Here is a 14,307-nt window from a genome sequence, read left to right on the forward strand (position 1 = left end):
CGTGAACCCGCTGCTCGCGACGCTCGGCGGCAAGCTCACCGAGCGCTGGCTGAACCTGCTGGTGCTGCCCGGCGCCCTGTTCCTCGGGGTACTGGCCGCCGGGGTGACGCTCGGTCACGCCCACTGGTACGACCTCGACCGGCTGCGGACCGCCCTCGACTCCCTCGCCGGACGGCCCGCCCTGGACCGGGGCGGGACGGCCGCGCTGGTGGTGGCGCTGGTGCTGCTGATGTCCTCCGCCCTCTCGATGACCGCGCAGTTCCTCGGCGCGGGCGTCGAGCGGTACTGGTTCCGGGAGGCGCGGCTGGCGCCCTCGCGGGCGCTGGCGCGGCGGCGGGCGGAGCGTTACGCACGGGCGGACCGGCGGCGGGTCGAGGCCATCCGCGACCCGGCCGTCCCGGAGCGGGAGATCGTCCGGCTCACCCTGGCGCGGGACCGGACCGGGCTGGTGCCCCCGAGCCGTCCCACCTGGTACGGCGACCGCCTCCAGGCCGCCGGGGAACGGGTGTACGCGGCCTACGGCGTCGATCTGGCATCGCTGTGGCCCCGGTTGTGGCTGGTGCTGGACGAACCCGCGCAGCGTCAGATCGAGTCGGCCCGCGCCTCGGTGGCGTCGGCGGCCCGGCTGGCGGCCTGGGCCCTCGGCTACCTGGTGGTGGCGCGGTGGTGGTGGCCCGCCCTGGTGGTGGCCGTGGGCTGCGCGCTGGTCGCCCGGCTGCGGGCGCGGGACTCGGTGGAGGCGCTGGCCCAACTGGTGGAGGCGGCGGTGGACGTCCACGCCCGTGGCCTCGCGGTCCGGGTGGGCGTCGAGGCGGCGGAGCCGGAGCGGGCCCCCGGGCCACTGGGGCACGAGTCCGGCGACCGGCTGTCGGAGGTGTTCCGCAAGGGCGACTGAGCCGGGCGGCGGCGCCGTCCGCCGCCCGGTGACGCGCGGCGGACGGTCCGGGAGCGCGTCCGGGGCACGCGCCGGAGGCGGCGGGGACGGAACCTCGTCGCCGGAGAACGGGGTTCCGGAGGCGGGGGACGGACTCCGGAGGCCGGGGGACGGACCCCCGACGTCAGGGACGGACACCCCGAGGTACCGCCCGGTGCCGCACGGAGGGGGCCGGAAGAGCCGGGGTGCCGGGAGAGCCGGGGTGCCGGGAGAGCCGGGGTGCCGGAAGAGCCGGGGTGCCGGGAGAGCCGGGGTGCCGGGAGAGCCGGGGTGCCGGGAGAGCCGGGGTGCGGGCCGGTGTCCGGGAGAGCCGGGGTGCGGCGCCAGGGCCCGACGGGGACGGGACCTCGTACGGCACGGGGTTCCTGGAGCCCCGGACGAGCCGGGCCCGGCGGGCACCGGACCTCAGGGCAGGAGCTGCCGGACCAGCGCGTCGGCGGCCCAGCGCTCCCAGCGGGCCGGGGACCAGCCCCGGGCACCGACCAGCAGTCCGTAGGTCTCGGGGCCGAGCACGGCGAACGCGACGTCGGCGGCGGATCCGGCGTCGTGGCCGTCCCGCAGCGCCCCGCCGGTCTTCGTCACCAGGGCCTGGGCGAACCGCAGTTGGACGGCGCGCCGCCGCTCCTCGGTGTCCCGCCACAGCTCGGCGAGTTCGGTGTCCGAGGCGGCGGCGGTGCGGACCACCTCCAGGACGGGGGCGGCCCGGCGCAGCACCCGGCGGGCCCCGGCGGCCTGCCGGGCGAGCTGGTCGGCGGGGTCGGGGGCGGCGAGGACCTCACGGGCCCAGGGCCGGTCGAGGGTGGCCGAAGGGTCGGCGTCCCCGGCGACGGCGGTGTCGAGGACCTCCTTCAGCAGGGTCCGCTTGGTGCCGAAGGTGAAGTAGACGGTCTGGACGCCGACCCCGGCCGCGCGGGCGACGCCCTCGACGGTGGTGCCCGTCCAGCCGCGTTCGGTGAACAGGGCGGTGGCGGCTTCGAGCATCCGGAGCCGGGTGCGGCGGGCCTTCTCGGCGCGGGTGAGAGGTGCTGCTGCGGTCACGGGCGGGGGCTCCTCGGGGGCGCGGTGCGGCGGTCCGGCACATCGGCGGAACGGTACTCCACCTCCGGGTCCCCGTCCCGGCCCAGGTGATCGCCACCACGATTTCACTGTAGTGGCACTACAGTGTGGTTCACTGGAGCATGACTACAGCGAATACGGGTTCCGACCCCGGCCGCGTCCTGGTCGTGGGCGGCTACGGCGCGGTGGGCGCGGAGGTGACGGACGCCCTCGGACAGTGGTTCCCGGGCCGGGTGGTGCCCGGCGGCCGGGACGCGGAACGGGCCCGGCGGCTCGGCGGCGTCCGGGTGGACGTGACCGATCCGGACGGCTTCGCGGCGGTCCTCGACCGGCTCGGGGACGTCACGGCGGTGGTGCTGTGCGTGGAGCCGCCGGACGGGACGATCGCCCGGGTGTGTCTGGAGCGGGGCGTCCACCTGGTCGACGTCGGGGCGAGCGGGGCGCTGCTGGACGCGACCGCCGCGCTGCACGGCACGGCGGTCCGCACCGGCGCCAGCGCGGTCCTCAGCGTCGGGGTCGCCCCCGGGCTGACCAACCTCCTCGCCCGGTGGGCCCACGAGGACGTGGGCGGCGCCCGGCGGATCGAGGTGACCGTCCTGCTGGGCTCCGGGGAACGGCACGGCGCCGACGCGGTGCGCTGGACCGTGGCGGGGCTCGCCGCGCCCGTCGCCGGACAGCGGCTGCGGGTCTCACTGCCCGGCCACGGGACCAGGACGGCGCACCCCTTCCCCTTCTCCGACCAGCACACCCTGCCCCGCACCCTCGGCGTGCCCCGGGTGACGACCCGGCTGTGCCTGGACTCCCGGACGCTGACGGCGCTGCTGTTCGGGCTGCGGGCCACCGGGGCGCTGCGGGCCGCGGCCCGGCCGGGACCGGGACGGCTGCTGACCGGGCTGTTCGGCCGGGTGCACCTAGGCGGCGACGCCTTCGCCGTACGGGTCGACGCCCACGGGGACGGACGGCACACCGCGTACGCGGTCACCGGGCGCCGCCAGAGCCGGTTCACCGCGCTGGTCGCCGCCCACACCACGCGGCACCTGCTGCTCGACGGGCCGGAGCCGGGGGTGCGCCATCTGGACGAGGTGACCGAACTGGCCTGCCTGCCGACCCGGCTGGCGGCCGACGGACTGACGGTCCGGAAGCTGGCGGGGACCGGGGGGCGGACCCGGTGAGCGCCGACTGGTCGGGCGGCGGACCCGACGGATACGCGGCGGCGGGGGACGCCTGGGCGCACGCGGCGGACGAGGTGACCCGGATCGCGCTCGCCCGCCTCGGCCGTCTCGGCGGCCTCAGCCGGGGAGCGGAAGGACCGGAAGGACCGGAGGGCCTGAACGGACCGGGCAGGTCAGACAGGCTGGACGGGCTGGACGAACCGGGCTGGCGCTACGAACCCAGCTGGTCTCACCACCCGGGCGGACCCGGCGGACCCGGCGGACCGGACGGACCGGCGCCGAGGGTGCTGGACGTGGGCACCGGGTCGGGGCCCGCCGCGCTGGCGGCGGCCCGGGCGGGCGCCCGGGTGGTGGGCCTGGACCGGGCGGCGGACCTGCTGCGGACCGCCCGGGAGCGGGCGGCCGGGGCGGGGGTCGCCGGGCGGACCCGGTTCGTCGTGGGGGACGCGGGGGCCCTGCCCTTCCCCCGGGCCTCGTTCGACGTGGCGCTGTCCACGTTCGGGGTGATGTTCGCGCCGGACCCGTGGCGGGCCGCCGCCGAACTGGTGCGGGTCTGCGGGCCGGGCGGACTGCTGGCGGTGGCCTCCTGGACCCCCGACGGGGCGCTGGGCCGGATCGCGCCGACCGTCACGAGCCGGCTGCCGGTGCCCCCGCCCGCCGTGACGGCCCCCACCCGCTGGGGCGAACCGGAGCGGGTGCGCCGCTGGTTCGCCCCGCTCCCGGTGACGGTGGAGACCGTGGTGCGCGAGGTCCGGGTGGAGTACCCGTCCGTCGACGAGGCGGTCCGGGTGTTCGCCCGCAAGCCCGGCCCGCTGCGGACCTACCGCGCCGCGCTGGAGGCGGCGGGGCGCTGGGACGCCGCGCGGTCCTCCCTGACGGACCTGTTCGCCGGGGAGAACCGCGCGGTGGACGGACGGCTGGTGATGGACGTGCCCTATCTGCTGGTCCTCGGCCGGGTCCGGGCGGGCTGAGCCGCCGTCACGTCCGGTCCGGGACGCCCGCCCCGGACAGCGCCTCCTCCCCGGCGGCGAACTGGGTGCGGTAGAGCCGCGCGTACCGGCCGTCCGCCGCGAGGAGTCCGGCGTGGGTGCCGCGCTCGACGATCCGGCCGTCCTCCACCACCAGGATCTGGTCGGCCGTCCGCACGGTCGACAGCCGGTGGGCGATGACGACGGCGGTCCGGTCGGCCAGCGCCTCGGCGAGGGCCTCCTGCACGGCGGCCTCGGAGGTGTTGTCGAGGTGGGCGGTGGCCTCGTCCAGGATGACGACGCGCTGACGGGCCAGCAGCAGCCGGGCGATCGTCATGCGCTGGCGCTCGCCGCCCGACAGCCGGTAGCCGCGTTCCCCGACGACGGTGTCGAGGCCGTCGGCGAGCGAGCGGACCAGGCCGTCGAGGCGGGCCCGGCGCAGGGCGTCCCACAGTTCGGCCTCGGTGGCCCCGGGGCGGGCGAGCAGCAGGTTGGCCCGCACCGACTCGTGGAAGAGGTGGCCGTCCTGGGTGACCATCCCGACGGTGGCGCGCAGCGCGTCGGTGGACAGGTCGCGGACGTCGACGCCGCCGACCCGCACGGTGCCGGAGTCCGGGTCGTAGAGGCGCGGCAGCAGGGAGGCGATCGTCGACTTGCCCGCTCCGGAGGAGCCGACGAGGGCGACGGTCTGACCCGGTTCGGCGCGGAACGACAGCCCCTTGAGGACCTCGCCGCCCTCCCGGACGTCGAGCGCGGCGACCTCCTCCAGCGAGGCGAGGGAGACCCGGTCGGCGGCCGGGTAGCCGAAGCGGACGTCGGTGAACTCGACGGACACCGGTCCGTCCGGGGTCTCGCGGGCGTCCGGCCGCTCCGCGATCAGCGGCTCCAGGTCCAGCACCTCGAAGACCCGCTCGAAGCTGACCAGCGCGCTCATCACCTCGACCCGGGCCCCGGCGAGCGCGGTGAGCGGGGCGTACAGCCGGGTCAGCAGCAGGGCGAGGGCGACGACCGCGCCGGGCTCCAGGGCCCCGCGCAGGGCGAACCAGCCGCCGAGTCCGTAGACCAGGGCGAGCGCGAGGGCGGAGACGAGGGTCAGGGCCGTCATGAAGGTGTACTGGGCCATCGCGGTGCGCACCCCGATGTCCCGGACCCGGGCGGCGCGGACGGCGAACTCGGCGGACTCCTCGGCGGGCCGTCCGAAGAGCTTGACCAGGGTGGCGCCGGGCGCGGAGAACCGTTCGGTCATCCGGGTGGCCATGGCCGCGTTGAGCTGGGTCGCCTCCCGCTGGAGCCCGGCCATCCGGGCGCCCGCGCGGCGGGCGGGGAGGACGAAGACGGGCAGCAGCACCAGGGCGAGGAGGGTGATCTCCCAGGAGAGGGTGAGCATCACGGTGAGGCTGAACAGCAGGGTCACCAGATGGCCGACGACTCCGGACAGGGTGCTGCTGAAGGCGCGTTGGGCGCCGATGACGTCGTTGTTGAGACGGCTGACGAGGGCACCGGTGCGGGTGCGGGTGAAGAAGGCGACGGGCATGCGCTGCACATGGTCGAAGACCGCCCGGCGCAGATCCAGGATGAGGTCCTCGCCGAGACGTGAGGACAGTCCGCGTTCCAGCAGTCCCAGCCCGGCCTCGGCGACGGCGATCACGGCGATCAGCAGGGCGATCCGGACCACCGTGCCCGGTGGCCCGCCGCTCACCACGGCGTCCACGACCCGTCCGGCGAGCAGCGGGGTGGCCACGGCGAGCAGCGAGGTGACGACGGTGAGGAGGAGGAAGCGGACGATCGTCGCCCGGTGGGGGCGGGCGAAGGTGCCGACGCGGCGCAGGGTGGCCCGGCTGACGGAGCCCCGACGGGCGTGGGTGAGGCTGTTGATCTGGGTCCAGGCGGTGATTTCCATGGTCATACCGGAGACGTTAGAACCTCGATCAATGTTGAGGTCAAGCCGTGGCACGAGAAGCCTTCCCGCTGGTTCCGGACCGTCAGCGGCGGCCCGGGGAAGGGAGGTTGCCCACCCCGGCCGTCGACGCCCGGAGCACCGCCGGACGCCGGGGTTCCTCGGGGAAGGCGACTGTGCGAGAGTCCAGGACGTCCAGGACGTCCCGGGCACCAGCGGACGGAACGGACCGGTCGGACCGGTCGGGCCGGTCGGGCCGGTCGGGCCGGTCGGGCCGGGTCGGCCCACGCGGCCGGGCCGGGCCGGGCCCGGAGGGAAACGGGACGGCCGGTGCTGAGGGGAAGCGGACGGGCGCCGGGTGCGTGCCCGGCACGGAACGAGGGAGCGGGCATGGCGGAACGGACCGACGCGGAACGGACCGACGCGGAAGCGACGGACGGGCGGAGCGCGCGAGCCGGGACGGACGGGACCACGGGGACCCGGGTGCCGGACGCGGAGAGCGGCGGCAGCGGGATCAGGGAGACCCGGGCGGCCGACGCGAGGACGGCGGACGTGCGGGCGACGGACCGGAAGACTGCGGACCGGAAGACGACGGGCGCGGAGGCGGCGGACGTGCGGGCCACGGACGCGGAGGTGGCGCGGGGGCTCGTCGTCGGGCTGCTCGGCGCGGGGGCGATGGCCCGCGCCCATCTGCCGGGCTGGCTCGCGCTGGGCGCCCGCGTCGTGGTGCTGTCCGCCGGGGGCGGGGCCGCCGCGCTGGCCGACCGCCACCGGGACGCGGGGGTCACCACGGCCCGGGACCTGGACGACCTGCTGGCGCGGTGCGCGGTGGTGGACGTCTGCGCCCCGACGCCCGCTCACCGTCCGCTGGCGCTGGCAGCGATCCGCGCCGGACGTCCCGTGGTGTGCGAGAAGCCACTGGCCCTGACCGCCGAGGACGCGGAGGAGGTCGCCCGGGCCGCCGAGGACGCGGGGGTCCCGCTGTTCCCGGCGCACGTGGTGCGGTACTTCCCCGCCTACGCGGCGGCGGCCGAAGCGGTGGCACGGGGGGACGTCGGCACCCCGGCCTCGCTCCGTTTCACCCGGGGCGGCGCCTTTCCCGCGTGGGCCCCCTGGTTCGCGGACCCCGAGCGCTCCGGCGGCGTGCTGATGGACCTGATGATCCACGACCTGGACTTCGCCCGGCTGGTGGCGGGCGAGGTGACCGAGGTCAGCGCCGGGCTCACCGAACGTCCGGCCACCGCGCCGGACGGCCCCCTGATGGAGGGCACGGCGGTGCTGACCCACGCCTCGGGGGCGGTCAGCCGGGTGCACGCCCTCTGGGGACACCCTGACCTGCCGTTCCGCACGGGCTTCCGGATCACCGGCCCGGGAGGCGTGCTGGAGCACGACTCCGGAACGCCGGACGGCTCCGGGGAGACGTCACCGGAACCGGACGGGCCGTCGGCGGAGAGCCCGTACCTCACCCAGTTGCGGGAGTTCGCGGTGGCCCTGGCGGGCGGTCCGCCGCCCCGGGTGAGCGCCCGGGACGGGGTGGCGGCGGTACGGCTGGCGACGGCCGCCGCCCGCTCCGCCCGCACGGGTCGACCCGTCCGCCTGGACGGCACCCGGGCCCCGTAGACCCGGCACCCGACCGCGGAGCCCGGCCGGTCGGCTCCCGGCCCCCGCGCACCCGTCGTCAAGCGTTCCGGCCGGGAGACGGGACGGCGCCTCCGGGACCGGACCGTGACCGCGAGGGCCCGTGGCCGTCCGTCCCGCTCGTCCGTGTGCGGAACGTGAAGCCGCTGACCGCCCGGTGGGACACCGGGCAACGGCCGCGACCCGGCACCCGCTGACGGTCCGGGCACACCAGTCGGGGCCAGGAGGCTTCTTGACCCGATCCTGACGCCCCCTCAGCACCTTTTGCCGAAGTCTTGACGGTGGAGCGCGACGCCCGTCAGGGAGGCGTCAATTCGCCTCCGCCGGTACCGGTCCGGGGTCCGTGGGGGCCTAGTTTTTCCCCGGTCGCCCACCGCGCCGCGGGGACTCCGCCGCGCTGACGGCGCCCCCGCGCCCGGAAGTCACGGGGACGCCCGCCCGACTCCCCCGGCCGACACCGATCGGGCGACCCGGCCCAGCAGAAGGTCATCCGCGATGCACTCCCGCGCACCCCAGCAGACCCCCGCGACCGTTCCCGCCACCCCGCCCCGCACCCCGGCGGGCCATCGTTCCCCCCGGGGCGGATCGCTCGAACCGGTACAGCTCGTGAGGTGCCTCCCGGAGGCCCTGCGGAAGCTGCGCCCCCGGGCGCTGGCGCGCAACCCGGTGCTGTTCGTGGTGGGCACGGGATCGGCCCTCACCACGCTGTCGGCGCTCTTCGAGCCCTCCGTGTTCACCTGGGTGATCAGCGGCTGGCTCTGGCTGACGGTGATCTTCGCCAACCTCGCCGAGGCGGTGGCGGAGGGCCGGGGCAAAGCGCAGGCGGAGTCGCTGCGCAGGGCGCGGACGGACATGACGGCACTGCGCATCCGCCACTGGCGGTACGGGACGAACCCGCACGACACCGAGCGGGAGCTGGTCCCCGCCTCCGACCTCAAGCCCTTCGACTTCGTGCTCGTCGCGGCGGGCGAGCCGATCCCCGCCGACGGAGAGGTCGTCGACGGGGTCGCCGCCGTCGACGAGTCCGCCGTCACCGGGGAGTCCGCACCGGTCATCCGGGAGGCGGGCGGCGACCGCACGGGGGTGACCGGCGGAACCACCGTGCTCTCCGACCACCTCGTCGTCCGGGTCACCTCACGTCCCGGCCGCTCCTTCCTGGACCGGATGATCGCCCTGGTCGAGGGCGCCTCCCGGCAGCGGACGCCCAACGAGACCGCGCTGCACATCCTGCTCGCCGCGCTCACCGTCGTCTTCGTCCTGGTGGTCGTCACCATCCAGCCGATGGCCTCGCACGCGGGTGCCGCCCCCTCCACCACCGTCCTGGTCGCCCTGCTCGTCACCCTGATCCCGACCACGATCGGCGCGCTGCTCTCGGCGATCGGCATCGCGGGCATGGACCGGCTCGTCCGGCGCAACGTCCTCGCCATGTCCGGACGGGCGGTCGAGGCGGCGGGCGACATCGGCACCCTGCTCCTGGACAAGACGGGAACGATCACCCTCGGCAACCGGAAGGCCGTCGACTTCGTTCCGCTGCCGGGCGTGGAGGAGGCCCGGCTGGTGACCGCCGCGCAGTTGGCCTCCCTGGCCGACGAGACGCCCGAGGGCCGGTCGGTGGCGGCCCTGGCCGGGGAGCGGTACGGACTGCGGGCCCCGTCCGGAGACGAACTGGCGGGAGCCCGCTTCCTGAGGTTCAGCGCGCTGACCCGGATGAGCGGCGTCGACCTGCGCGGCCCGGACGGCTCCCACCACGTCCGCAAGGGGGCGACCGCCCAGGTCGTCGCCTGGGTCGAGCGGTACGGCGGCACGGTGCCCGAGGAGGCGCGGACCTGGAGCGACCGGATCTCCGCGGCGGGCGGCACCCCGCTGCTGGTCGCCGTCCACGACGGCAACGCCCCCTACGCGCTCGGGATCGTCTACCTCAAGGACGTGGTGAAGGAGGGCGTGCGGGAACGCTTCGCGGAGCTGCGCCGGATGGGCATCCGCACGGTGATGGTCACCGGCGACAACCCGCTGACCGCGCGCGCCATCGCGCAGGAGGCGGGGGTCGACGACTACCTGGCGGAAGCGACGCCCGAGGACAAGCTCGCCCTCATCCGGCGGGAACAGGAGGGCGGCAAACTCGTCGCGATGACCGGCGACGGCACCAACGACGCCCCGGCGCTGGCCCAGGCCGACGTGGGCGTCGCCATGAACACCGGCACCTCCGCCGCCAAGGAGGCCGGGAACATGGTCGACCTGGACTCCGACCCCACCAAGCTCATCGAGATCGTGGAGATCGGCAAACAGCTCCTCATCACCCGGGGCGCCCTCACCACCTTCTCGATCACCAACGACGTCGCCAAGTACTTCGCGATCATTCCCGCCATGTTCACCGCCGCCCACCCCGGGCTCGAAACGCTGAACGTCATGGGCCTGCACAGCCCCACGTCCGCGATCACCTCGGCCATCATCTTCAACGCCCTGATCATCGTGGCCCTGATCCCGCTCGCGCTGCGCGGCGTCCGCTACCGGCCCGCCTCCGCCCACGACCTGCTGCGCCGCAACCTCGCGGTGTACGGGCTCGGCGGACTCGTGCTGCCCTTCGTCGGCATCAAGCTGATCGACCTGCTCGTCTCCGCCGTCCCGGGCCTCGGCTGAGACGGTGCCGCCCGGCGCTCACCACGGCGGGGGCTCCAGATAGGAGTTGACCCGCTCGCCCCGGGCGGCCCGTTCGGTGACGGGGTGGCCGGCGCCGAGGCGGGCGGTCAGCCCGGCCTCGGCCACCGCGCGCAGGGCGGCCGCCGCCGTCGTCCAGCCCTTGGCCTCGAGGGTGACCGACAGGTTGAGCCGGTGCGCCAGGGTCAGCGAGTGGTCCGGGCCCAGGACCCTGGTGAGCCCGGTCACCGCCCGGCGCTCGTAGCGTTCGGCCTCGGGGAGGGATCCGTCGCGCGCCAGGACGGCACCGTACAGTCCGGCGCTCAGCCAGACGTGCGGATGCTCCTCGCCGAGGGCGTCGAGCAGGCCCCGGTGGGCGGTCGAGGCCAGCGGCGTCGCACCGGGCACGCCCGCCGCGTACCGGGCCCAGACGACGGCGCACAGGGCGGTGAGGGACACCGGGTGCTCCGCGCCGAGCAGCGCGCGGTACTCCTCGTGCGTCCCGACGGCCAGTGCCAGGCCGCTCACGGGGTCGGTGCCGGTCCGGGCGACGGCCAGGTGCAGCGCGGCGGCGAGGGCGTCGGCCGTACCGCCGGTGGGCGGCGGTCCCCCACTCGGCGCCGGGGCCGCGCCGGGCGCGACCTCGGCGCGGTGGTGCTCATGGGTCCGCAGAGCGATCCGCAGGGACTCCTGGGCGCGGCCCGCCCGGCGCAGGGACACCGCGAGGCTGGAGGCGACGGCCAGGGTGACGGGGTGGTCCTCGCCCAGCCGCTGGACGTGCGCCTCGTGGAGCCCGGTGAGACGGGTGACGGACTCGGGGGCACGGTCCGTCTCCCGCAGTCCGCGCGCCTCGGCCGAGGCCGAGGCGAGGGTGAGCGGATGGTCGGGGCCGAGCGACCGGGCGCGGGTGTCGTGCGTGGCCCGGTCCAGTTCCAGGGCCTCGCGGTACCGCCCGGCGCAGCGCAGCGTCCGGGCGTGCCCCTCGGCCGCGGTCAAGGTGCGGGGGTGATCGGCTCCGTGGGCCTCAAGGAGCGTCCGGTAGGCCTCGGCGGACCGGTCCAGCGCCCGCCCGTAGCGGCCGAGCAGGACGAGGTCCTCCGCGAGCGCGCCCAGGGTGAGCGGGGCGTCGGGGTCGCCCGGGCCGGGGGCGGCGCGGCGCAGGGCGAGGGTCTCCTCGTCCGCGCGGAGGGCGCCGTGGTGGTCACCTTGGGCGCGCAGCACGGCGGCCACGGTGTGGCGCAGCCGCAGCGAGGGCGGGTCGTGCGCGCCGAACCGGGTGAGCCAGCGGTCCCCGAGTTCCCGGGCGAGGGCGAGCGCGGAGCCGGGGTCCCCCCGCCGCCACAGATAGCGGACGCGGTCCACGAGGAGCGCCCGGGTGGCGGGGTCGGCGCAGTCCGCGGCCTCGGAGGGTTCCAGATGGGGCCAGAGCACGGCGAACCAGGGCCAGGTGTCGGGGTCGTCGACCGGTTCGTCGCCGGGCGGCCGGGCGGCGGCGAGGACGCCGTGGACGGTGTGCCGGGTCTCCCGCTGCTCTTCGGGGTCGAGTTGGGAGCGGACCACGGACTGGACGAGACGGTGCACCTGGAAGGCGCTGGAGTGCTGGTCCAGCTTGGCGAGGGCGAAGCGGCCGAGGTCGCGGACGATCCGGCCGAGCACCAGCCGTTCGCTGAGCGCGGGGTCGTACGGCAGCAGCGCGGCGGTCATCCCCTCGCTGTAGAGCAGGGAGGTGGCGATCGGTTCGGGGCCCAGGAAGGCACAGAGCTGGAGCAGCCGGACCGCCGCCGGGGAGCGCTCGCGGAGCCGGACGATGGAGACGTTCCAGGTGGCGGCGACGGGTGCGGGGTAGTCCGGCGGCTGGTTGAGTGCGAGGGGGCGGGCGGCCTCCTCGGTGAGCTGCTCCAGGTAGAGGTGGACCGGGGTGGCGGTCTCCGCGAGCCAGGCGGCGGCCTGTTCCACCGCGAGCGGCAGGTCCCCCACCGCGTTGGCGACCCGCTGGGCGTCGGCGGGCTCCAGTCCGGGGGCCCGCCGCAGCAGGTGTTCGACGCTCTCCTCCCGCAGGAACACATCGGCTTCCAGGGTGTCCCCGTAGTCGGCCCAGGTGCGGTCGCGGGCGGTGACCAGGACGTGCCCGCCGCTGAGGGACAGACCGCGCAGCAGGGCCGGGTCATCGGCGTTGTCGAAGACCAGCAGCCAGCGGGGGGACGGCTCGCCCCGGCCGAGCGCGTCCAGCGCGGAGCGGGCGGCCTCGTTCAGATCGGCGGTGACCGGGAGGCCGAGCCGGACGGCCAGGTCGGCGAGACCGGTGACGACCTGCTCGGGCTGTTCGGCCTCGATCCACCAGACCAGGTCGTAGTCGGACATGAACCGGTGGACGTACTCCAGGGCGATCTGGGTCTTGCCCACGCCGCCGAGACCGGTGAGGGTGATCCGGCCACCGAAGCCGAGCCGGTCGCGCAACCAGTCCATCAGCCGGTCGCGGCCGGTGAATCCGGCGTTGCGCGGCGGGGCGTTCCACATCCGGGGCACCGCGCCGGGGAAGCGCAGCCCGGCCGTGACCTCGGTGCCGGTCCGGTGGCCCCGGTCGAGGGCGCGCAGCAGCGCCGCGCCCGCGGTGTGTTCGTCGAGCCGGGCGATGTCCAGGGCGTAGGGAATGGGGAAGCCGGGGAGACGGACCTCGCCGACCCGGAGCACCAGGTTCCTTCTGCCGCCGCCCAGTTCGGCGGAGAGGGAGCCCTCCCGGGTCGCCCGGCCGCTGATCGAGCGGACGTACGCCTCGGAGAGGATGACGACGGTCTGGACGCCGCGGTCGGCGGCGAGCGGGTCGGGCTCCGCCTCGGGGGCGGTGCCGTCGTACCGCCGCACCAGGAACCCCGCGCGGCTCAGCAGGGCTTCGGCCCACTCGGCCCACATCCGGTCCTGGGGCGCGCACAACAGCCGGACGTCGGAGCGCGGCGCGGGACGGCGACGGGTGAAGGCGTCGAGGACACGCAGCCGTCGGTCCTCGTCGAGCGGGGGCAGCCGGGTGATCCGGCCGTCGGTGATGACGGTGGTGAGCCGTTCGAAGGCGCCGAGCAGGGAGGAGGCCACCCCCGGCTGGTCACCGAAGGCGGCGAGGATCTCCTCGTAGGCGTAGTAGGGCCGGTAGGGGATCTCCACGCTGCCCCAGTAGGAGGTGAGTTCCTCTCCCGTGAGGCCGTCGGGGAAACCCTCGAAGCGGGCCCGGGCGAGGGCCCGTCCGGCGTCGGCCTTCTCCTTCTCGCCCTCGTCCACCCGCATCGGGACGGGCAGGATGCGGATGCCCCGGGAGGCGTAGCGCTCATCGATCTGGCGGGCGATGGCGGAGGCGCCGTCGATGCTCTGGTCGCTGAGGGTGAAGCAGTCCACCAGGACGTCGGGAGGTGGACGGTGCAGATGTCGGCGATGTCGCTGAGACCGGTGCGGCTGTCCAGCAGGACGTAGTCGTAGTGGCGTTTCATGTCGTCGCGCAGGGCGTCGAAGAAGGGGCCGCCGCCCAGCCGGTCGTAGAAGTCGTCCCAGTCGAAGGTGCCGACCGTGGCGGAGTAATCGCGGTTCTGCCGTCCCGCCGACACGAAGTCGAGGCAACCTCCGCCGGGGAAGGCCCAGTCGAGGGAGACGGCGTGCGGGCGGACCCGGGCGTGGGTGGCGACCGGGTCGGGGTCGGTGGACGGCCCGGGGCCGGTGACGGCCCACGCGTAGTCGGTGATCAGGTCGATGACCCCGGTGGTGGAGCCGATGACGCCAGGGGCGAGGAAGGGGTGGAAGAAGCGGTGGAGTCCGGGTGCCTCCAGGTCCCAGTCGACGGTGAGCACCCGGTGGCCGTTGGCGGCGAGGATCCACGCGGTGTTGGCCAGCGCCATGGTCCGGCCGGTGCCGCCCTTGTACGAGTAGAACGTGACGATCCGGCCGTTCGGGCCCTCGCTCATCGCTGCCCCCGCTGTGTCACCGCGCGGTCCGTCCCGGCCCGGAACACCCGCTGTCGCCCTGGGC

The 14,307-nt window shown here is 75.7% G+C and carries 7 protein-coding genes and 1 pseudogene; 5 read left to right on the forward strand and 3 right to left on the reverse strand.

What is annotated here, in order from left to right; all coding sequences use genetic code 11:
- Nucleotide 1: 1 nt before the first annotated feature.
- A complete protein-coding gene (locus ACVWNX_RS02790; RefSeq protein WP_454412248.1) occupies nucleotides 2–895 on the forward strand; it encodes a hypothetical protein in 894 nt (297 codons plus the stop codon).
- A 444-nt stretch (nucleotides 896–1,339) separates the two neighbouring features.
- Here ACVWNX_RS02790 and ACVWNX_RS02795 read toward each other — a convergent pair whose 3' ends face one another.
- Entirely contained in the window at nucleotides 1,340–1,972 is a 633-nt protein-coding gene (locus ACVWNX_RS02795) for a TetR/AcrR family transcriptional regulator (RefSeq protein WP_454412249.1), read from the reverse strand.
- Between the two features lie 140 nt (nucleotides 1,973–2,112).
- Between ACVWNX_RS02795 and ACVWNX_RS02800 the strand changes: the two genes are divergently transcribed.
- Together ACVWNX_RS02800 and ACVWNX_RS02805 are read left to right on the forward strand one after the other, a co-directional pair.
- Nucleotides 2,113–3,162: a saccharopine dehydrogenase NADP-binding domain-containing protein gene (locus tag ACVWNX_RS02800; RefSeq protein ID WP_454412250.1), complete on the forward strand. Its 1,050-nt coding sequence runs from the start codon at nucleotides 2,113–2,115 to the stop codon at nucleotides 3,160–3,162.
- The gene (locus ACVWNX_RS02805; RefSeq protein ID WP_454412251.1) at nucleotides 3,159–4,133 is read left to right on the forward strand and encodes a class I SAM-dependent methyltransferase; all 975 of its coding nucleotides are present in this window, start codon (nucleotides 3,159–3,161) and stop codon (nucleotides 4,131–4,133) included. Before ACVWNX_RS02800 ends, ACVWNX_RS02805 begins: the two co-directional genes overlap by 4 nt.
- Before the next feature lie 7 nt (nucleotides 4,134–4,140).
- On the opposite strand, the gene ACVWNX_RS02810 is transcribed toward ACVWNX_RS02805, so the two are convergent.
- On the reverse strand, nucleotides 4,141–6,030 hold the full coding sequence (locus ACVWNX_RS02810) for an ABC transporter ATP-binding protein (RefSeq protein WP_454414609.1): 1,890 nt from the start codon (nucleotides 6,028–6,030) through the stop codon (nucleotides 4,141–4,143).
- A 387-nt stretch (nucleotides 6,031–6,417) separates the two neighbouring features.
- Here ACVWNX_RS02810 and ACVWNX_RS02815 point away from each other — a divergent pair, with 387 nt between their 5' ends.
- Nucleotides 6,418–7,647, forward strand: coding sequence for a Gfo/Idh/MocA family protein (locus ACVWNX_RS02815; RefSeq protein WP_454412252.1), 1,230 nt, complete (start codon nucleotides 6,418–6,420; stop codon nucleotides 7,645–7,647).
- A gap of 513 nt (nucleotides 7,648–8,160) precedes the next feature.
- On the forward strand, nucleotides 8,161–10,302 hold the full coding sequence (kdpB, locus tag ACVWNX_RS02820; RefSeq protein WP_454412253.1) for a potassium-transporting ATPase subunit KdpB: 2,142 nt from the start codon (nucleotides 8,161–8,163) through the stop codon (nucleotides 10,300–10,302).
- 18 nt (nucleotides 10,303–10,320) lie between these two features.
- Here kdpB and fxsT read toward each other — a convergent pair.
- A pseudogene (gene fxsT, locus ACVWNX_RS02825) lies at nucleotides 10,321–14,243 on the reverse strand (FxSxx-COOH system tetratricopeptide repeat protein).
- Nucleotides 14,244–14,307 lie beyond the last annotated feature (64 nt).

The sequence above is a fragment of the Streptomyces sp. JNUCC 64 genome (assembly GCF_054484115.1).